Here is a 20,578-nt window from a genome sequence, read left to right on the forward strand (position 1 = left end):
TACATTAAGAATTAACGATGCAAATTTATCCATCTCAACTCGGCAATAACATCTCCAGAGTGCGAAAAATTTACGACTGTGTCACACTATCGTTCCACTCTCTTTAACCTAGTTATCACGTGCAAGATAAGAATTTTGATAAGCTCGCGCAAAAATTTGCGAAAAACATCTATGGCACGCCCAAGGGCGAAATTCGTGCCGCAGTGCTATGGCGCGACCTCGTCCCCGCGCTGGCAAAACTGGGGGATAAAAAACTCAGAGTATTAGATGCGGGCGGTGGTTTTGGTTACTTTAGCCAAAGATTAGCGCGCCTCGGCCACGAAGTTGTACTCTGCGACATCTCTGCTGAGATGCTGGCTCAAGCCAAAGAACAAATTGATGCCTCACCTGAACCATTAGCTATCCAGCTTATCCATGCGCCTATCCAAGCATTATCGGTCGATAACCATGGCTATTTCGATATCATACTGTGTCATGCAGTCGTCGAATGGTTAACGGATGCTAAGCCCACCGTAGCGGGTTTACTTACTATGCTAAAACCCGGCGGATTATTCTCTTTGATGTTTTACAACAAAGAAGCCATGCGCTTTCATGCTTTAGTGTCTGGCAATTTCGATTACGTCGCCGCCGATTTAAAAGTGAAGAAGAAAGTGCGACTAACTCCCACTCATCCGCTTTATATTCAAGAAGTTAAAGATTGGTTTAGCGAATGGCAAATGTCACTTATCAGCCAGTCTGGCGTGCGTGTAATCCACGACTATTTGAAAAAGAGTCAGCCTGCGGATTTCGACTATCACAAGCTGCTACAAATGGAGCTGGAGTACTCGCAACGCGAACCCTATATTTCCCTCGGCCGATATGTGCACTTTTTAGGGCAAAGCTTTGCAGTGTGAACGCGCGTCGTTACAAACGCGCTGCTTAAACGATTACTGACAAGTCTGTTTCCAGCAGTCGCTCACTTTGGCGCCTGCTTGTTCTAGCAATTGCACCACGCTTTTATCCCCCACCACATGGCCAGCACCAACCACCACAAACAAAGGTGAAGTCACGTCAATCGAGCCCATTAATTTTATAATGCCATCGGCCATCACATGGTTTCGCTGCCAGAGGATTTTCTCTAGCATTTTAGTGTCGCCCTCGCCGCCCATTTGCTCCTGCATTATGGCATCAAGCTCAGTTTCATTACCTGAACGCCAAGCCGTTATTAACGATAAAAGCTCCGCATCCGATGCGCTAATCGCCTCACGCACCATAGACCACTGCTCTTGACTATTAAAAGACGCTAACAATTGAAATTGTGACTCGGCGGTTTCCAACGGATACACAGGCAAAGTCGCATATCGAGCCATCAACTGCATATCAACGCCATAATCCGTGCTGTAACCTAAGTCGTTATAACGCAATAAGTTAACTTGAGTAGCCTGCAGCCAAGGTGCAAAAGATTGTATCGACTGACAAACATTTGCCGTGGCAGCGCAGTAAGGCGTCATGCTCTCGACCGTTTGCTTATCTCGGCTCTGCCAATCTAAACCCTTAGTTTTATCGGCGCGGCCGTATTGCTGCAGTAAGGCTGTGCTATCGACTTTCTTGATATCGACTTCTACGACTAAGCCCTTAGCTTTACCCAACGCGGTTTCAATTTGGGTGGGTAAAGGATAAAAGTCGGCACGTCCAATATGAATCGAACCTAGCAAATACGCACTCTTGCCTTGCCATTGCAATTGATAAAATGGTGGTTTATCGGTTTCTGCACCCGCCACTTTTGTGCTCAAACCCGCTAACGCCAGAAAACTGATTGATGCAATTAGTCGCCATTGGCTTGTTGCCATATCCTTTGCCCCTTATAATTCCTGCAAATTTTGCAATGAGACGCTGTTATGCCACATACCAAGGTTGTAGAGCAACTGAAAGAAAATCTTCAAATCGCCTATCGCCAAGCCATAGACGCCGACACTAAGTTAGATGAGCTAAAGAAAGCTGGCCATGGAAACTTCACCAGCATATTCACGGCAGAACAAGGTTTTATCGCTTCGAGTAATCGCTTTCTGCCCTATGTGCAAGAGCTGGTCGATGACTTAACTCGCATGGAAGAACATCAAACGCTCGATCCTAAAGAACTCGAAACCTATGTGCGTCAGTTAGGCGTATTACTGCAAACATTGCAGGCCTTTAAGAAGCAAAGCTAAACCGAGATTAGGAGCTGAAACTCACCTTAGATTTCAGCTCTTTCCATGGCATATCCAATCAAGCCCACCAACACAGATAGATAGCACTAAGCTTCCCCAAAACTGTCATCATTTTGTCATTTCTAAGTCATAGACTCCGCTCACATAGACGAAGGGGCTGACGTAATGACAAGTTTAGATCTGGCTAAAGAGCTCGATAAAATAATCTCTAAAGCTGCAATCAGTCCCTTATTTCAGCCAATCTTCAATATATTAGAACATAAAATTCATGGTTTTGAGGCGTTAAGCCGTGGCCCTGAACACAGCCCGTTATACTCCCCAGTCCCGCTATTTCAGACCGCCGAACATCAAGGTAAATTAAGCGAGCTAGAAACCCTTTGTCGCCGTATTTCACTCGAGCAATTTAAGTTGCGCCAGTTTCAAGGCAAGCTGTTTATCAATATCTCGCCCAAGGCATTATTAGATCCTGCCCACCCTAAGGGCATGACCTTACAACTGCTGCAACAACTCGGCATAGCGCCATCACAGGTTGTGATTGAACTTTCAGAGCAATATCCCGCCGATGATATCGATTTACTCAAATCCTGCTTAAATCACTATCGTAGCCAAGGTTTTTTAACGGCGATCGATGACTTAGGTGCTGGTTATTCGGGTCTGAGACTCTGGTCAGAATTGTCACCCGACTATGTCAAAATCGACCGTCACTTTATCCATCAGATTGATTCGACTCCCGTCAAACAGGAATTTGTCCGCTCGATTGTGGAGTTATGCCAAAGCTTAACCTGCAAAGTGATAGCCGAAGGAATTGAAACGCAAGAGGAATTAGCCGTACTCAAACAACTGGGTATCGTCTATTGCCAAGGCTACTTACTCGGTCGTCCAGAAGTGCTCCCCTGCCGCGCGATGAAAGCGACCTTAGTGCCGAGCAATACTCAAATTCAACCTAGATACAGCGAATCGGCCGAGAGCCTGTGCACGAGCGCCATTACCGTAGCGCCCACGCTTAAACTCAAATTTTTAAGTGACACCTTTATCTCGCAACCTGCATTACAGGCGGTTGTAGTGGTCGATAACCAGTTGCCACTCGGTATTATCAGCCGCGCGACCTTACTTGAACTCTTCAGCACACCCTATGGTCGCGCCTTACATGAAAATCATGCTGTGAGTGAAGTGATGGACCCGCAAGTCATCCAGATTGAGGCCAACGAACCATTATCCATCGTAAGTCAATTACTGACCTCAGAGAGTGCTAATACGGTAGCACAACAGTTCATTATCCTTCGCCGTGGTAAACTACTCGGCATAGGCCATACCAAGGATCTGCTACAAAGGATCACAGAGCACAGAATTAAGATGGCGCGCCATGCAAATCCTCTTACAGACTTGCCGGGTAATGTGCCCATTCAAGAGGAATTAAAACGCCTTAAGATCCAAAAGAAACATTTTTATCTAGCCTATTTTGATCTGTGTAACTTTAAGCCCTATAACGATATTTATGGATTTTGCCGTGGCGATGAAGTGATTTGTGAAGTGGCGAATCTGTTACTGAAGTATAAAAGCGACAATTGCTTTGTTGGCCATGTCGGCGGCGATGACTTTGTAATTATCAGCACCTGTGAGCATATGATCAGCCGTTGCCAGCGAATTCTAGCGGATTTTGAAACCCATAAGCATTTATTTTATAGCGCAGATCACTGGCTGGCCCAGGAAATGCTCGCCGACGATAGAAAAGGTGAAGCCTGTTACCATCAATTGATCAGTCTGTGTGTAGGCATTTTACCACCCGCACTCACCTTTAACGCCCATGAACATAGTCTATCGACCTTAAGCGCTAGGGCAAAAAAACAGGCAAAATCCGCAAATAACGGATTTTACCTGTTAGAAAATCATCTAATTATCGACACTCAGGCACTAACAGCATAGCTAAACAGCTTTAATACTCAGCATTAGCGACCGATATGAGATATTAAAGTTGTGGTGCAATCGTCTTCTTTAACCACTCGGTTAACATTTTGGTTTCATACATAAAAGGTTTATCATTTAAAGATTGGATCCCATCCATGAACCCCATATTCGACAGTTTTTCATCGCCCGCGATAATCACTTTATCGTTTTCCATGACTTGATAAGAAAAAGTCATACGCGGCGGATAAATGTCTTTGATAATGCGTAAATCATTGGCGGTCGCACCAAATGTTGGACGCATATCACCCGCAAGATCAACATCGGTAATGGTCATTTCAAGCTTTTGATTTGGTTTTAAAATCTTCGCAGCTTCTTTATTGATGTTTTCTGTTAATGTTTCAAATAAGCGCTTCTCATAACGGGATTGGAGCTCCCCTGATGATTTTATATCGCGATAATCTTTAGGACTTTGCCAAACAATTTTAACCACACCATCTTCGGTGATGGGATCCACAGGCGCTTCATCGGCCGCCCAAGCCGCACTGCAACTTAATACACCTGCGAGTAAAAGGGACTGAATTTTCATGTTTGCCTCCAAGGCCTAGATAACTTTCTGAGAACCACAGTACAAAATCTAACCTGAACTAGAGCTTAACGCAAAACTGATATAAGTACAGCAAATGTGTCGTAAGCTTTTGTATAATTAAGTAAATATTATTTAACCATCACAATCGATACGTATCTTTTTGTATCGAAATTGCACCAAGTAAGTGCATAGTTATCAATTTGTGAACATTTCACGCGCATAACGACAAAAAAAGCGTTATCCTTCCGCTATTGTTTACATTGCCCACTTAATAAAAAATGAAATTCCCTGTTGTACCTGTGTTCATTCTTATCCTGTTTACCTGCGTCGTGAGTGCGATTTGGTTTATCTCCCCGAGTGACAAAAATACTGGCCCTAAAACTTGGTCAGCCTTTATCTACAACCATGGCTATGATTCAGGAAAGTATAAAAAAACCGATAACTTTGACAGCTATAATACTTGCCGCGATTTTGCTCGCGAACAATCTGCCTTCTACGACAATGTGCCTTGGGAATGTGGATCTATGTGCCAGTTCGATACTCGTAAGCAAGGATTTCAATGCGAAGAAATGAAGAATGAGCACTAACTAACCATTCAGCATAGGTTCAATATTTATACAATAAACTCAGCTCCTCACAGTACAACTCGTTTTCTTTACCGTCTAAGGATGCACGATTTAGAACTAACGTGTTAAACGTAATTTTTAACTTGGAGCTTACCTATGAACCTAAAAACGGCTTATCTATTCAACCCATATTCACGAAAACTCGCTTTATTGGCACTGCTGACAATCGGAACGAGTATCAGCCTTTCAAGCCATGCCGCACCATTGACCATCAGCCAGCAACAGGCTGTTACTGTTCATTTGAGTAAATTGGCTCAGGCGCAAAATGCGGCTGAACATCAAATGACAGAGCAGCTTAAGCAAGATTTTAGTCAACAATTAACCGCGCAAGAACATGAGTTTATGAGCGACATCTGCCCTAAATACGGCATGACCTTCGATGTCACTACCAACGCTTGCTTACGCTCGTAAGGTATTGCCAAGATTAAAATGGAAAACGGGCACTCAGTTCAGGGTATTGCAGCTTTAAATCCTTGGGCTTAGTGCTAAATTTTTTACCCGCGGGCGTCGCCTTGCCCGATGGCATAAAGGGCAGTTCCTCACCGGTTCTATCTTCGTATAATTGCCCTGCGATAAGGTCGTATTCATCTACAAAAGGGTAAGCATAGGCATCTCGCTCTGGCCAAGCGACTAAACGTGCTAGGGTGTCAGGCTGATTAACCACACCGTCAAAAATTTCTTTACCGAGTGAAATCAAAAAACACCTAAACTCTGCAAAAGCATATTCAGAATCACAGCCCGTAATAATGTAAGCCGCCCCCCAAACAGACCACAAATAACTACGGCGCATCTGCTGACCAAAGATTTTATCGAAAGCTTTTAACTCTTCATTACTCAATTCGGCAAGTTTCTGCTTCAGTGCTTGAGTCAAAGACTCCTGTGATTGCGCCGCTTCCGTTCGCGTGACTAACCCCCAAAACTCAACTTCTGTCATAAACGTCACCTATTAGAGCCTCTAGCAAAAAGGCATATTCTACACGATATCACGGTTATACTGGACTCGGATTAGGGCATTTCCTACACTTGCTCATCTTCTTTGCTACTGGTGTGCACTTCAATCTATGCCTAAACGTCTTATACTACTGATCACGTTATATTGCCTCTTCAGCATTGCTGCACTTTGGCGTACTGTGATGACTCAATCCCTTGATGTATTCACCCTAGGTGTCCTCCCCGTGCTCGTTGGCATACTCATACGGGCGCCGTGGTCTAGCTTAGTGTTGAAGATTTATATTGGCATGCAAACCTTAGGATTCTCGGCACTGGGGATTACAGCAATTATTGCCTATCGCATTACCCCTGAGGATGTAAAAGTAGTTGTTTCTGGCCACAACATTCCTATGTTGCCACTCACAGTGAGCATTATTGTTATTTTACTCGTGCAGTATTGGATCGCATTTTCTAAGGTCACGAGACACTATTTGACCCGCCAAACTCAGTAATGGACTTTGTTGCTAAGCTGTTATCAATAGCGTAGCTTAGCGACCCAGTAAAATACTTACGACTCTTAACTTGAAGTAGACTATGAGCCATTTATCGCCCAGCGAACTTTCCATTCTTTTAGTAGAACCTTCAGAGACACAGCGTCGAATTATTATTCAGCGCTTACAACAAGAAGGCATTCTCAGCATTCAAACCGCAGAAAACATAGAAGCGGCTAAAGATATTATTGCTCGCCATAAACCTGACCTTATTGCGAGCGCCATGCATTTCGATGATGGCACTGCCATCGATCTCTTGGGCTACTTAAGGGCCAACGCTGACTGCAAAGATATCCAATTTATGCTGGTCTCGAGTGAGTGCCGCCGTGAACAACTTGAAATATTCCGCCAATCGGGTGTCGTAGCGATTCTACCTAAACCCTTCAGTGCCGACCATTTAGGTACAGCATTGAATGCCACGATTGATTTACTCAGCCACGATGAACTCGACCTCAGTAATTTCGATGTACAAGATGTGCGTGTATTAGTGGTCGATGATAGCCGTATGGCAAGAAACGTCATTAAACGTACAATTGGTAACTTAGGGATGAAGCTAATTACCGAGGCCGAGGATGGCGCGCAAGCCATAGCGTTAATGAAACACAATATGTTCGACTTAGTGATCACTGATTACAATATGCCGAGTGTAGATGGGCTAGCTTTGACACAATTTATCCGCAATGAAAGCCAACAATCACACATTCCCATCTTGATGGTGTCTTCCGAAGCCAACGATACCCACCTCAGCAATGTGTCCCAAGCGGGTGTAAATGCCTTATGTGACAAACCCTTTGAACCCAAACTTGTTAAAAAATTACTCTATCAACTGTTAGAAGAATAAAACCAGAATAAAACTTAAATCACGAACTGAGTAAATATTCTGCGCTTTACTGAACATCCTGCTGCACGCTAGACGCAAAAGGCTTTCCAAGTGTTAAACCTTATGGCATGTTAGGCACGCTTATTTCAAATAAATCTACGGAAAGAAGAGACAATAAAAATGAACAAAACTGAACTAATCGCCAAAATTGCAGAAAATGCCGATCTAACGAAAGTAGAAGCAGCACGCGCATTGAAGTCTTTTGAAGCAGCTATTACCGAATCAATGAAAAATGGTGACAAAATCTCCATCGTAGGTTTCGGTTCTTTTGAAACAGCGACTCGTGCCGCTCGCACTGGCCGTAATCCACAAACGGGTAAAGAAATTCAAATTGCTGAAGCGACAGTGCCTAAGTTTAAAGCGGGTAAAACCCTACGTGACAGCGTAAACTAAGTTATAAAATTCAATACAACGCCTCCATTGTGAGGCGTTTTTTTTGCCCAATCCCAGTGAAGCACTGAATATTTTTTGCACAACAAAAGTGCGCCTCTGCCCCACAAACTGGCAAAAAAAAAACATTTAATTAACATTGCGAATTCTAATACCTTGTTTTACATGGCATTGTAATAGTGGCATGTGATTAGCAAATCCTTCCTTAGAAAAAAACCAAGATGCACTAATGAACACAGCTGACTTTGAGTGTGCCAATGGTGAATCGATAAATAAGTCAATCGAGGGGATGAGCATGAAGAAATCACTGTACAGCGTTTTGGCCTTATCGACGGGAATGTTACTGGCAGGCAACGCCTTTGCAGCCGTATCAGGCAACATTGGCGGTACCTCTAATTATCTATGGCGCGGTGCGACCCAAACTAAAGATGCGGTCGCAATCCAAGGTGGCCTTGACTACAGCCACGATTCTGGATTTTATGCGGGAACTTGGGCATCGAATGTGGATTTTGGTGATGATACTAGCTACGAGCTTGATCTATATGCGGGTTATGGCGGCAGTATTACCGAAGACATCAGCTACGACTTTGGCTATCTCTACTACGCCTATCCAGACGCACCGGGCAGTATTGATTTTGGTGAGCTCCATGCTGCTGTCACGTGGAAATGGCTCGAACTGGCTTACTCCCAAGTCATCAATGCCGGTGACGATCTGGCCGCCGATCCTTTAGATAATAAAGATCTCAGTTATCTTGCCGCGACGGTATCCGTTCCTCTCACTGAAAAGCTGAGTTTATCAGTGCACTATGGTTACTCAAACGGTGATGTCGTCCAATCTTGGTTTGGCGAAGATAATTATGCCGACTATAACGTGACTCTCAGCGCAGATACCAGCATAGGCACAGTGTCATTTATGGTCTCTGATACCGATCTCACCGATGATGATGCCAAACTAGTACTCGGATATTCCTACAGTTTTGATCTATAAGCTCTAAACATAAAAAACGCCACCTTAAAAAGTGGCGTCATTTTATCACCATCACCTACTAGGCAATAATTGACCGGTTTGTTTTACGGGCCGCAACCATTTTCTCGATATATTCAACAATGGGCTCAGTCACTGAAATCCCTGTTGTTTGTTCAATCCCTTCAATGCCTGGCGCCGAATTAACCTCAAGGATCAGTGGACCACGGTTAGAACGTAAAATATCTACTCCCGCGACAACCAATCCCATCGCCTTCACAGCGGCAATAGCCATTTTACGCTCAACAGAGGTGATTTTTACCACCTCACCACAACCACCTAAATGCAGATTTGAGCGGAAATCTCCCTCGGGACCTTGACGCTTCATCGAAGCAACAACCTTGTCACCGACAACAAAACAACGAATATCACTACCATTGGATTCTTTAATGTATTCCTGCACTAAGATATTCGCTTTGAGCCCCAAGAATGCTTCAATCACGCTCTCAGCAGCCGTTTTAGTTTCAGCGAGTACGACACCAATCCCTTGAGTGCCTTCGAGTAATTTAATGACTAACGGAGCGCCGCCCACCATATTGATGAGATCAGGGATATCATTTGGCTTATTGGCAAAACCCGTCACTGGCATGCCAATCCCTTTGCGGGAAAGTAGTTGCAGTGCCCGCAATTTGTCCCGCGAACGCGCAATGGAGATTGAATCATTCGCGGCATATACGCCCATCATTTCAAACTGACGTACAACGGCACAACCATAAAAAGTCACGCTAGCATGAATACGCGGAATGATGGCATCAAACCCAACTAATTCAGTACCTTCATAATGAATGCTAGGTTTAATAGAATTAATATTCATATAGCAATTCAGCGTATTGATCACGACCGCTTCATGTCCACGACTTTGGCAAGCCGCGACTAAACGTTGTGTTGAATACAACTGGGGGAATTGGGATAAAATACCTATTTTCATTGCTGAGTGACCAACTTAAGCATGAGTGAATAAACCGTTCTGCGGCACCAAAAGCACAGCGACAGAAAAAGGGGCTGATATTTGTCTATTGCTCAGTGTAAAGCAAGAAAATATTCCTCACCAGACGAAATCATTATGCTAATGAAATACTTCAAGACCTATCACACTCGGAACTCGGTTTAAGTTAACAGCGGCAGAATATACTTAGCCTCAAACTCCGTTGCATCTAAGGGACGAGAAAACAAATAACCTTGTAATACAGTACAATGGCGAGAAGTACAAAACTCAGCCTGCTCAATTGTTTCAACGCCCTCAGCTACTGATATGACATTAAACCCATGGGCGAAGTTAAGTAATGCAGCGAGCAAACGAGTGTCTTTATCATCCTTATCATAGGAAGCGACAAAGCTTTTATCGATTTTCAGCACGCTAATGGGAAACAATTTGATATGTTCTAAGGACGAAAAACCCGTCCCAAAATCATCAAGGGCAAAACGCACCCCTAACTCGGCGATTCTATCGAGCATTTTGGCATGTTCATGGGGATCTTCAATAAGGCAATTCTCAGTAATTTCAAGCTCTAATGCTACAGCAGGAAGTCCTGTCTTAGTCAGCGTATTCGCTATTTTATCAAACAGGTTCTCATTTCCAATTTGCGATGCAGACAGGTTAACGGCAATGGTAAATTCTCTCCCTGTTGGCTGTAATTGGGTTAACCAAACCTGTGCCTGAATACAGGCTTGTTCAAGCACCCAATCATCAATGTCCTCCATTAATCCAATTTCTTCGGCTATGGGTAAAAATTGATCTGGGGTGATAATGCCGTCTACAGGATGCTGCCATCGGATAAGGGCTTCCATCCCCACCAGCTGATGGGTTTTCGCATTCACTTGCGCTTGATAATGAACCTTAAATTCATTTCTTTTTAAGGCAGTACGCAAACTCGACTCGATATGATTACGGTAACGCACCTCTTTATCTAAAGCTTCTGAGTAAAACTGAATCTGGTTTCGGCCCATTTTTTTAGCGCGATACATAGCGATATCGGCACATTTCATCAGCTCAGAACTGTTCGAAGCCGCTTCATTATAAAAAGCCACGCCGATACTGGCACCAATAAGCACATCGTTATCACCGAGACAAAACACGTCCTCAAACACTTTTAACAATCGATTAGCCACAATCATAGGGAAATATTTATAATCATTATCAGTGACTAGCACGACAAATTCGTCCCCACCTAAACGGGCAATAATGTCGCCATCTCGTAGTACTTCACTTAATCGAGCGGCTACTTTAACTAAAAGAATATCCCCCGTCTGATGGCCTAGAGTGTCATTGATCGCTTTAAAATCATCTAAATCGAGTAAGATAACGGCTAAATAGTCGTGACAACGTTTGGCCCTTGCTATCGCTCGATTAAGACAAAGTTCAAAACCATAGCGATTAACCAGCTTAGTCAACGAATCGTGTTCAGCTAGCTCTTTTAGTTTTTGGTGACTATTGCGTAACGCCAACGCCATTGAAGATCTTTGTTTCGCATAACGAATTGCACGGGTTAGTATCCGCGAGTTAACCTCATCTTTAAGCAAGAAGTCCTGTGCCCCTAGTTCAATACAGCGTTGAGCCAGTTTCTCATCTTCATAGCGACTCAGCATAACGACTACGGTCTGGTCTTGCGTCATGGCATTGAGCTTGATCAACACTTCTAAGCCATTAGCATCGGGTAATAAATAATCCAATAGAATACCGTCAAAATGACGTTCTAATGCGAGATTTAAACCATCAAATGCACAATTTGCTTCGACCACATTAAAAGTCAACTTTGACTGTCTGAGTGCTCGGATGATCGCAGTTCTATCAACTTCATCATCATCGATCAGTAGTAAATCCATATACTCACCTTATGCGGATGGGAGCTCCACTATTCGCCAATAACCTTCAAGCATATTAAAAATATTGTTAAAACCGTCTTTCATATCAGTTTTAACCATGTAACCAGCCACATGATGGCTATAGGCTTTCATCCTATCTTCATCGGTACTCGACGTGGTGAGCATAAAAACGACAGACGAAGAAAGAGAAGGATCTGAGCGTATTCGCTCAAGGAACTCAAACCCATTCATTCTTGGCATATTAAGATCGAGCAAAATAAGATACGGACCTTTGATCGTGTCTAAACTAGTTAGAATAGTTAATGCTTCAATCCCATCCCGAGCACGCACTAAGGGATTGAGTAACCTCAATTGTCTCATCGCCCGCTGCACGGCCATGTAATCCACGTCATCATCATCAACCAATAAAATGGTGACCTGTTGATAGTGATTTGCTGCGCTCATAGAAGCTCCTTTTTCACTATTTTCTTAGGCCAACTAAAGCAAAAACAACAACCTCGGCCCTGCGATTTGAGCTGAATCTCTCCACCTAAACTTTCAACCGTTTTCCTCACAAGTGATAAGCCTAAACCACTGCCTTCAACTTCATCTCTTGGTTTAAGTGTTTGAAACATCTCGAAGACTTTTTCATGATATGAGCTTGATATCCCCGGACCATCATCTATCACACTGAATCGATACTGCTGATCAACCGCCTCACATGAAACCGTAATCACACCTGTACCTAAGTCATGATGTTTTATGGCGTTACTGATTAAATTTCGTATAACTAATTCCAACAATGGTCTTACGGTATAAAAATTTGGAAATTCACCTTTTAGGACTAATTCAAATCCCTGTGGCGGCGCGACGAGCGCAAACATGTCTTCAACCAGTTGCCGACTTTTCACTTCAGTAGTTTCGGTATCAACACGACCAATCCGAGAAAACATCAATAGTCCATCGAGTAATAACACCATTCGATGAATACGACTTTGGATAAGCCCTAGGTATTTCTGTACATTTTCATTGGTGTTATCGACTAAATCCTCTGATAACCAAGAGGTTAGCTGCTCGATACCACGTAAGGGGGATTTCAAATCATGGGAAGCAATATAGGCGAACCTGTCTAATTCTTGATTGATACGCTCAAGCTCAAGCATATGTTCTGCACGCTGAACTTCAATGCGTTTACGTTCAGAGACATTATTAATTGTCGCGAGAATAGAAATGCCATTACTAAAATGAATAGGCGTCAACCCCACTTCAATTGCGAGTCGACTGCCATCTTTACAACAGCCAAACAGGTCATCCCGCATCGACATATTTTTCGCAATAGGCTGCACTAAATAGTTACTCATGTGCTGCTGATGAGCATCCCTTAGGGTTTCGGGCAATAACATATTGATGGAACGACCGAGTAACTCGTCTCTGGTATAGCCGAACAAACGTTCAGCATGGGTATTCACTAAAGTAATAAATCCAGATTTATCCACCATAAATAGCGCACTTGGAGAGGCTTCAATTACTAATCTAAAGCGTTTTTCGTTAGCAATTAACTCTGAAGTCAGTAAAGACTCCTTATATCGATTACGCGCCATAATTAACACTGAGTAAAACAATGCCAAAATAAAACCACAACCGATAAATTGGAGCCACATACCTTGGGTCTGTTCCGCTCTCGAGATAAAACGCGATTGTGATGAAATGTCTAAGCGCCACAACTGCCCTCCAACTAAGTCAGTCTGTGAGTGATAAAACACATCCTGCTCATTCGGGGCCACTTTGCTGCTGGTAAACATTAGACTGTCAGCGCTTGCCTGCGGACTTTCATAAATGGCAAGTTTCAAGCCTGAGAATCGCTCCCCCATAATCCCTTGCATGAGGTCATCCATCCTAAACGCTGCATACACAAGTCCAAACACGTGCTGTTTACGCTCAGCCTCTGTTGTTGTGGTGCCTTGATAAAGCGGTAAATACATTAAAAAGCCCGCTTTCGCATCATCAGAAGTATCTTGAACTAATACGACTTTGCCAGAAACTGTCGGCAGTCCAGTGGTAATAGCGCGAGTGATGGCTTTATATCGATTAGACTCGGAGCACATGTCATAACCCAAGGCTCTTTGATTACGCCAATCAAAGGGTTCTAAGTACACAATCACGCAATACTGATCACGCGTTCCTTCTGGGTAAACTTTATAGTCTTTAAAACCTTCAGCTTGAACTTGTTGGATGTGCGCACTTAATGCTTCAGGTTGAAGTAACTGAGCATAGCCAAAACCTTGAAAACCTGGGTAATACTCAGATAAATGAGCATTGATGACATAAGTTTGCCATTCCTGACGTGTCACATTACTCGAGGATAATAATAAGCCAACGCCACCACGTAAGACTTGCTCATAGGCAAGCATTCTGCGATTCACGGCTTCTGTTAATTCTTGAACGCTATTTTCGAAACGCTCTTCACCTCTATCCCTAAGATATTGCTCAAGCACATACCAAGAGATCCCCATGAAAAGTAAGGCAGCCACTATCATCAGCCAGCTAGAGCTCAGCACGCTAAAGTAGATATTATTAGATGGGGGGAGTGATTTAGAAAACTGATCCTTGTCCATGTAAGCCAATTCCCTAGCAAACGATTAACAACAAACACAGGTACAAGTGTTGTTGTAATTATGACTAAATTCAAGTTTATCCTACTATTTAACTCGGAATTAACGCGAATATATCTATGACGATACCGTGCTCTTAATCACAAAATAAGCAAAAACTAAATTAATCAAATATTCAATTGCAGTCTAGTGCCTACGCAAAACAGCGGTAAGCTGAATCATCCGACTCACGGGAAGAATTTTTCACCCTAACTCACAAAATTATTTGCTTTTCTACCATACTATTTTTAGTTAGAAAGTCGTTAGGAACAACAAGAGGAATTCGTTATGGCTCATATTACTGAAGTCGTGCCCAACGATACTGAACTTGAGGCAATGACCACACCAAGAAACAGCAAAGCCGCCGAGGCAATGCAGCATAGACGCGAAGTCAAAAAGCGTTTAGAAGACTACCTCGAGCGGGCGGAGTTAAAACGTGCATTAGGAGATGACGATTTTTTCTAGCCAATTCTATCTCGCTATCTAGTGGTCAAAATGATGGGATGATGATCTCAGTCGGTGATCATTTGTTTCGAACTCACTGAGTTTTGGCCCACTAAAATCGAATATCTCACCCAGCCAACAGTGCTGGGTGTGACTCTGCTTTAGCTCACTAACCTCCAGATTTAATATCGCGTCATCACGGTCATTTTTACCACTTCTATCAGCTTGAGTTTTGATTAACAAGCATTCAGCCTTAGCACAGTCAAATAACTCATCGCTGTCATGTTTTGCTCCAATCAATCTATTTCTATATCAAGAACAAAGCAGCTTTCATGTCATATCAATAAAATATTATTAAACAGATGGTTACTTATTTATGTCCCATAGACATAGCACTAGAATTGTAACAAGTGCACCAAAATGATTCACAAAATCGATAACAGCTAATTTATTTAATCGGTATATTTTCTCAGCTAGCCTGCGAATCAATATGAATAAATGAGGTTTAAGGCTATGATTAGCCGCATCTCTCTCGCTGAAATTACCTGCAGGATATACGGGAATGTCTGAGTCGTTAGCCCAATATCAACAAGATCTACGCCGTTTTTCCGATGAATTAATTCGCATTCAAACGCCAATAAAAATCTTAGATGCCATTAAATGGCCGCGGGAAATGGAGGAACGTTTTCTCTCCAATAAGGGCACGGTACTTCCAGCTATCAAGCAAGAGTTCTATCAAAACATTGCTTTACCTTTTGATCCTGTTAAAACCCAAGCTGAGCTAGCCTCCCTAAAGCAGGACATCCATAGACGTTTGGGTAAACGAGACAAACTCGGAAAAATATTAGTGGCAAACGTCGATCAGTATCGCCTTGTCATTGATATGTTGGGGAACAGAGGCACGCCAACCTTTGGTAAGCTCAGCCAAGAATTGTACGGCAGTGCTAGCCATAAACTGCATGGCGATCGCCATACCTTGCGCCAGTTAGGCGATAAACTCAGCTACATTTTCTCGCTGCCCGCGGCGAGGCACATGAATAAACATCACCCTAAAATTATTAGCGCGCCAGAAGCGGTTAACGTGCTCAGCCAACGTTTAGAAAAGTACTTCCATAGCGATGATATGCGTGTACGCCTTAGTGACGGTATCGTCTCTGACGCTGCAGTCGGTGGCGATACCGTTAAGCTTAATAGCAAAGCAATGTTCAGCGAATCGGATCTTAATGTATATGAAGTTCACGAAGGTTGGGTGCATGTCGGCACGACGCTAAACGGCCGAGCTCAACCCCACGCCACTTGGCTCAGTGTCGGTTCTCCGCGCGTAGCAGCAACCCAAGAAGGTCTAGCCGTTTTACTGGAAATGCTGACGCTAAGTTCAAATCCGGGGCGAGCTCGGCGAATTAGTGACCGTGTTGCAGCGGTCGATATGGCTGAAAATGGTGCTGACTTTATAGAGGTATTCAATTATTTCAGAGGATTGAATCTAAGTGCGACAGACAGTTACCGTGTCACCCAAAGGGTTTTCCGTGGTGGTATGGTGGAAGGCGGCAGTTTCTTCACTAAGGATATTTCCTATGTGCGTGGCTATGTGGAAAACATTAACTTTATCCGCAGCGCCATCACCTCAGGCCTTCCTGAACTCATCCCTATGCTATTCCTCGGTAAATTGGCGATTGAAGATATCCCCGTGTTATACCAAGCTTGCCAAGAGGGCATTCTGACTACGCCTAAATATCTACCGCCCATGTTTGATAACTTTAGTGGCCTTTATGCTTGGTTTGGTTTTGCATCAGGTTTAGCAGGAATCGATTTGAAAGGTGTACAGCGCCATTTCACTCGCTTATTTAAAGACGTACCGAATGTCGTCCCCGCCTTTGAGTTACTCGATGATACTGAATTTGACAACAACTCGGACTAATACAGTAACTAGATTGATTTAAAATAAAAAAGCTCACAACTATGTGAGCTTTTTATAAAACTAAACGCTAATCTTCGATAGAAAAACCTTCACCATTACATTCAAAATACAACTCACAGGCAGGATAACTCACTTTGCCACACGTGTAGAAGATAATGGCATTTCCACCCAACTTTTGAACTTGTACTTTCAACTCTTTTAAGGCTTCCACACTAACTGCGGCAGTGCATTTAAATCCAATCGATCACCCTGGGTCGCAATTGCTATAGCCTTTGGTTTAGTCTGAGGATCTTGGTTAATCACATCGACTAATCCATGCTGCGCCTCGGGTTCTCCATGGACTAAAATTAACGGCGGCTGGCCTTCAAAATGGTGATACCAACGTAATAACTCTGCTTGATCCGCATGGGCTGAAAGTCCACCCACTGTGTGTAACTTAGCCGCGACTTTAATGCTGTTACCATGAATAGACAGTTCCTCAGCGCCATCGACGAGGGCGCGCCCCGGTGTTCCAAGCGCTTGATAACCACAAATAATCACATCACATTCTGGGCGCCATAGATTATGCTCTAAGTGGCTACGAATACGTCCACCGTTACACATGCCGCTCCCTGCGATAATGATCAATCCCTTATGCACGTCGTTCAGCGCTATCGACTCTTCGGTCGTTTGGATAAATTCGACATTTGACAACAGCGGATGCTGCCCAGGATGTTGGCGGGTAAAGCGTTTAAAGTCCTCATCCATCAGCGGATAATTATTAACGTAGACGCGTGTCGCCTCAATTGCCATCGGGCTGTCTAGGCAGATTTTCCAACGGCCGAGATCCCATTCTTTAGCATATAAATGAAATAGATATAATAACTCCTGTGCTCGTCCAACCGAAAAAGCGGGCAGCAATATATTTCCTTGGCTCTCGTTGACTGTCTTAGCAAAAATGGCTTTCAATTCGGCTAAGGTATCCGTCCAGCTACGGTGAAAACGATTGCCATAGGTGCTTTCCATTAAGACTAAATCTGCCGTATCCACTAAGGTAGGATTACGTAAAATCGGCATACCTGCACGGCCAAGATCGCCACTGAAGACGATTTTCTTCTGGGATTTGCCCTCACCTAACCACAACTCGACTAAGGCGGAACCTAAAATATGCCCTGCATCTGAGAGGCAAATATCCACATGGGGAATAACCCGAGTCACTTGACCATATTCCAATGGTACAAATTGAGTTATCGCGAGTTCAGCATCTTCAACGGTGAATAGCGGTTCTAGGGGTTCAAGATCATGTTTAGCACGCTTTTTATTGACTCTTTCGGTATCGCGGGTCTGCAGCATAGCCGCATCTTTGAGCATGATAGCGCACAGCTCTGCCGTGGCTTTATGGGTGTAGATAGGCCCATCAAAACCCGCTTTGACTAAGAGTGGTAAACGCCCAGAATGATCGATATGGGCATGGCTAAGCACGACAGCAGAAATAGACTCAGGATCAAATGCGAAGGGATCATAATTACGCAACTCATCAGACTTACCGCCTTGGATCAAACCACAGTCGAGCAATAAGTGTTCATGATCAACCGAGAGTAAATGACACGAGCCCGTCACTTCCTCTGTCGCCCCTAAAAACTGCAATGTCATTCGCATGGTGTCCCTCCAAGGTGTTTATCTCATATAAAGATAGACTATGCCCTTATTCCTAAAACAAAAAGGATTAATTAGTCACGTGCGAGCAATGTCAACTTTAGCTGTAATGCTTAGTCATCAATAACCTAACAATGGGTACAACTGACCTTGACGTACCGTTTTGCCAGCGTTAGCAATAGTGCCATCGCGCAGCCATTGTTCGAGCAAGATCTGCAAAGGCTGCTTGACCTCTGCGGCCGTCATTCCAGCGCTAATACTTGGGCTATAGAGTAATTTAAGCAAAATGAAATCAAGCCCGGTGAGTAAGTCCTGCGGGGTTTTGTCGTTAAAGATGGAGGGAAATACTTTCTCTGAATCATTAGGTAAACCAAGCACTTGAGTAATCTCTTCCACTACGCAAGCCACTAACTTACCGTGCATTTTGGCTTGATCAACAGGAATAATAATCCAAGCACGTTCAATCTCTTGCCGTGAATTGAGAGCAAACTTTGCCATACACACAGAGCCATGGACATTTTTCGCCGAGCTCGGTCCCATTAAGCGCATCACCTCACCTGCCCATAGGGATTGACGGGTAAACACTAAGTGCAGATTCGCCTCAGAGAGCGTATCCACCCGTTGAATATCGAGGCCGGTGATCTGGCCTAAGTGTGTTAAGTGCATCAACACTAATTGAGTGTGCAGCGCCTTATCACCCACTTGATGCTCAATAAACACTCGTACCGGTATGCGCCACTTACGCACGCTATGTTTAGCAAGGTCATACTCATTTTTTAGGGCGACTTCACTAAATGCTTGGGTGATATAAGCGGAGTTTTTCCAATCCGTAGTGGGCGTTAATACTTGGGTTAATCCGGGAGATGTTTGAGCAGCAAATAAAGGTAAAGCTAATAAACTTAGCGTTAGAAAAAGCCCTAAACGAAACAGACGTGCAGTAAAAAATAACCAACTGTAGAAACGTGTTAATACCCTAAGCCACTTTTGCATTGGCACTCATCCCGCAACTTGACGAGGTTACTGAATCAAAATCATAGCAGTGATACTGATAAAAGAAGTCGAAATCTGCAAACAATCTCCTACGACATAGACTTAATAAACTCGCCCAGATAATGCAATGCCGACTAAACCGTTGCCAATAAAACCCCATAATAAAATGACTACGCAAAGCATCAATGCATTGTTTTTAAACACATTATATTTAATATCATTAATCGTATACTGATGATATTACACCACCATTGCCAAGGATTCAGGATGACAATGGTGTGCATTTTTAGCTTAAGCGCTTTCTAACGAGCATAATCCGTGCAACTATTCAGCGAACTCACTAATATGAGCCTATATTTACAACAGCTAGTCCCTTAACCACCCCTCAACTTCATCGCGCGTCGGTACTGAGCCGCTATGTATGAGCTCACCATCGATCACTACCGCTGGGGTTTTCATCACTTTAAATTTCAATAGGCTTTGAGGATCTGTGTCCTTTTTTACAATCACATCCACGCCCATTTCTTCTGATATGTCCGCAATCATCTCAGCGGTTTTGCTACATTTAGCGCAACCACTGCCTAATACTTTGACTTGTTTCATGTTACTTCCTCAACGAACTGTGCTGCAAAATTAAAAAATTCAACCTACTGTCATACTCGCAGCCACATATAGCAAGGTAAATTTCCAGCCATGCAAACTCATAGACAAGAGTATGGCAACATCTATAGCTCAATTCAGGCCACAATAAGATAACTGCATTATTAGTTGCATTGCATTGATTGCTATTAATTTCTATATCTAAAGATAAAAAATATTTATAAACCATCTGTTATAAACACTAAAAAAAACTAAACCAGTACAGCCTAGTTTTTCATAAAATCACAATACTCTAGTTAAGTTCACGACTCACAAAAAATAATCTTGATAACACAACCAATATTAATAAAACCTAAATTAGATGCTTGGTGAATACAGCTAAAACAGGCAATATTTTACTTGATTATTATTTAGATATTTCCCCGTCATCATTTATCCACACATCTCGTGACCCATATCA

The 20,578-nt window shown here is 43.3% G+C and carries 21 protein-coding genes; 11 read left to right on the forward strand and 10 right to left on the reverse strand.

Annotation, left to right across the window (positions count from 1 at the left end; all coding sequences use genetic code 11):
- Window positions 1-119: 119 nt before the first annotated feature.
- Complete coding sequence (locus GWI56_RS01875; RefSeq protein WP_198571971.1) at window positions 120-893, forward strand: methyltransferase domain-containing protein; 774 nt, start codon at window positions 120-122, stop codon at window positions 891-893.
- 33 nt (window positions 894-926) lie between these two features.
- Here the strand turns inward: GWI56_RS01875 and GWI56_RS01880 are convergent, their stop codons facing one another.
- Window positions 927-1,829: a TraB/GumN family protein gene (locus tag GWI56_RS01880; protein WP_198571972.1), complete on the reverse strand. Its 903-nt coding sequence runs from the start codon at window positions 1,827-1,829 to the stop codon at window positions 927-929.
- 48 nt (window positions 1,830-1,877) lie between these two features.
- On the opposite strand from GWI56_RS01880, the gene GWI56_RS01885 reads away from it, so the two are divergent.
- The gene (locus GWI56_RS01885) at window positions 1,878-2,186 is read left to right on the forward strand and encodes a prephenate dehydrogenase (protein WP_198571973.1); all 309 of its coding nucleotides are present in this window, start codon (window positions 1,878-1,880) and stop codon (window positions 2,184-2,186) included.
- Between the two features lie 165 nt (window positions 2,187-2,351).
- Window positions 2,352-4,109: a GGDEF domain-containing protein gene (locus tag GWI56_RS01890; protein WP_198571974.1), complete on the forward strand. Its 1,758-nt coding sequence runs from the start codon at window positions 2,352-2,354 to the stop codon at window positions 4,107-4,109.
- Window positions 4,110-4,152: 43 nt separating this feature from the next.
- On the opposite strand, the gene GWI56_RS01895 is transcribed toward GWI56_RS01890, so the two are convergent.
- Window positions 4,153-4,677, reverse strand: a complete 525-nt coding sequence (locus tag GWI56_RS01895) for a DUF3016 domain-containing protein (RefSeq protein ID WP_198571975.1) — start codon at window positions 4,675-4,677, stop codon at window positions 4,153-4,155.
- 278 nt (window positions 4,678-4,955) lie between these two features.
- On the opposite strand from GWI56_RS01895, the gene GWI56_RS01900 reads away from it, so the two are divergent.
- Both GWI56_RS01900 and GWI56_RS01905 read left to right on the forward strand, forming a co-directional pair.
- Window positions 4,956-5,264, forward strand: a complete 309-nt coding sequence (locus tag GWI56_RS01900) for a hypothetical protein (RefSeq protein WP_105250308.1) — start codon at window positions 4,956-4,958, stop codon at window positions 5,262-5,264.
- A gap of 135 nt (window positions 5,265-5,399) precedes the next feature.
- Window positions 5,400-5,714, forward strand: a complete 315-nt coding sequence (locus GWI56_RS01905) for a hypothetical protein (RefSeq protein WP_198571976.1) — start codon at window positions 5,400-5,402, stop codon at window positions 5,712-5,714.
- A 13-nt stretch (window positions 5,715-5,727) separates the two neighbouring features.
- Here GWI56_RS01905 and GWI56_RS01910 read toward each other — a convergent pair whose 3' ends face one another.
- Window positions 5,728-6,237, reverse strand: a complete 510-nt coding sequence (locus GWI56_RS01910) for a DUF4240 domain-containing protein (protein WP_198571977.1) — start codon at window positions 6,235-6,237, stop codon at window positions 5,728-5,730.
- A 127-nt stretch (window positions 6,238-6,364) separates the two neighbouring features.
- On the opposite strand from GWI56_RS01910, the gene GWI56_RS01915 reads away from it, so the two are divergent.
- The 4 genes from GWI56_RS01915 to GWI56_RS01930 all read left to right on the forward strand — a co-directional run bounded on the left by GWI56_RS01915 (window position 6,365) and on the right by GWI56_RS01930 (window position 9,042).
- Window positions 6,365-6,745 (forward strand): hypothetical protein, encoded by a 381-nt coding sequence (locus GWI56_RS01915; protein ID WP_105250311.1) that lies wholly within the window; start codon window positions 6,365-6,367, stop codon window positions 6,743-6,745.
- 82 nt (window positions 6,746-6,827) lie between these two features.
- Window positions 6,828-7,625: a response regulator gene (locus GWI56_RS01920; protein ID WP_105250312.1), complete on the forward strand. Its 798-nt coding sequence runs from the start codon at window positions 6,828-6,830 to the stop codon at window positions 7,623-7,625.
- Between the two features lie 159 nt (window positions 7,626-7,784).
- Complete coding sequence (locus tag GWI56_RS01925) at window positions 7,785-8,057, forward strand: HU family DNA-binding protein (protein ID WP_006079990.1); 273 nt, start codon at window positions 7,785-7,787, stop codon at window positions 8,055-8,057.
- Between the two features lie 292 nt (window positions 8,058-8,349).
- Complete coding sequence (locus GWI56_RS01930) at window positions 8,350-9,042, forward strand: TorF family putative porin (RefSeq protein ID WP_105250314.1); 693 nt, start codon at window positions 8,350-8,352, stop codon at window positions 9,040-9,042.
- A 58-nt stretch (window positions 9,043-9,100) separates the two neighbouring features.
- Here the strand turns inward: GWI56_RS01930 and rimK are convergent, their stop codons facing one another.
- The 4 genes from rimK to GWI56_RS01950 form a co-directional block, all read right to left on the reverse strand.
- Window positions 9,101-10,006, reverse strand: a complete 906-nt coding sequence (gene rimK, locus GWI56_RS01935) for a 30S ribosomal protein S6--L-glutamate ligase (RefSeq protein WP_113939182.1) — start codon at window positions 10,004-10,006, stop codon at window positions 9,101-9,103.
- A 179-nt stretch (window positions 10,007-10,185) separates the two neighbouring features.
- A complete protein-coding gene (locus tag GWI56_RS01940; protein WP_131523939.1) occupies window positions 10,186-11,901 on the reverse strand; it encodes a GGDEF domain-containing response regulator in 1,716 nt (571 codons plus the stop codon).
- A 9-nt stretch (window positions 11,902-11,910) separates the two neighbouring features.
- Window positions 11,911-12,345 (reverse strand): response regulator, encoded by a 435-nt coding sequence (locus tag GWI56_RS01945; protein WP_105250317.1) that lies wholly within the window; start codon window positions 12,343-12,345, stop codon window positions 11,911-11,913.
- Complete coding sequence (locus tag GWI56_RS01950) at window positions 12,342-14,495, reverse strand: CHASE domain-containing protein (RefSeq protein ID WP_173247621.1); 2,154 nt, start codon at window positions 14,493-14,495, stop codon at window positions 12,342-12,344. The genes GWI56_RS01945 and GWI56_RS01950 overlap by 4 nt, the downstream gene beginning before the upstream one ends.
- A gap of 324 nt (window positions 14,496-14,819) precedes the next feature.
- Between GWI56_RS01950 and GWI56_RS01955 the strand changes: the two genes are divergently transcribed.
- Together GWI56_RS01955 and GWI56_RS01960 are read left to right on the forward strand one after the other, a co-directional pair.
- The gene (locus GWI56_RS01955; protein ID WP_006079984.1) at window positions 14,820-14,996 is read left to right on the forward strand and encodes a hypothetical protein; all 177 of its coding nucleotides are present in this window, start codon (window positions 14,820-14,822) and stop codon (window positions 14,994-14,996) included.
- Window positions 14,997-15,537: 541 nt separating this feature from the next.
- The gene (locus tag GWI56_RS01960; protein ID WP_131523937.1) at window positions 15,538-16,893 is read left to right on the forward strand and encodes a flavohemoglobin expression-modulating QEGLA motif protein; all 1,356 of its coding nucleotides are present in this window, start codon (window positions 15,538-15,540) and stop codon (window positions 16,891-16,893) included.
- Window positions 16,894-17,091: 198 nt separating this feature from the next.
- Here the strand turns inward: GWI56_RS01960 and GWI56_RS01965 are convergent, their stop codons facing one another.
- The 3 genes from GWI56_RS01965 to GWI56_RS01975 all read right to left on the reverse strand — a co-directional run bounded on the left by GWI56_RS01965 (window position 17,092) and on the right by GWI56_RS01975 (window position 20,121).
- On the reverse strand, window positions 17,092-18,531 hold the full coding sequence (locus GWI56_RS01965; RefSeq protein WP_198571978.1) for an MBL fold metallo-hydrolase: 1,440 nt from the start codon (window positions 18,529-18,531) through the stop codon (window positions 17,092-17,094).
- A 117-nt stretch (window positions 18,532-18,648) separates the two neighbouring features.
- The gene (locus GWI56_RS01970; RefSeq protein ID WP_198571979.1) at window positions 18,649-19,518 is read right to left on the reverse strand and encodes a DUF2927 domain-containing protein; all 870 of its coding nucleotides are present in this window, start codon (window positions 19,516-19,518) and stop codon (window positions 18,649-18,651) included.
- 366 nt (window positions 19,519-19,884) lie between these two features.
- Complete coding sequence (locus tag GWI56_RS01975) at window positions 19,885-20,121, reverse strand: thioredoxin family protein (RefSeq protein ID WP_028761824.1); 237 nt, start codon at window positions 20,119-20,121, stop codon at window positions 19,885-19,887.
- Window positions 20,122-20,578 lie beyond the last annotated feature (457 nt).

It is taken from the genome of Shewanella sp. DW31, assembly GCF_015767295.1.
Taxonomy (GTDB): Bacteria; Pseudomonadota; Gammaproteobacteria; order Enterobacterales; family Shewanellaceae; genus Shewanella; species Shewanella oncorhynchi.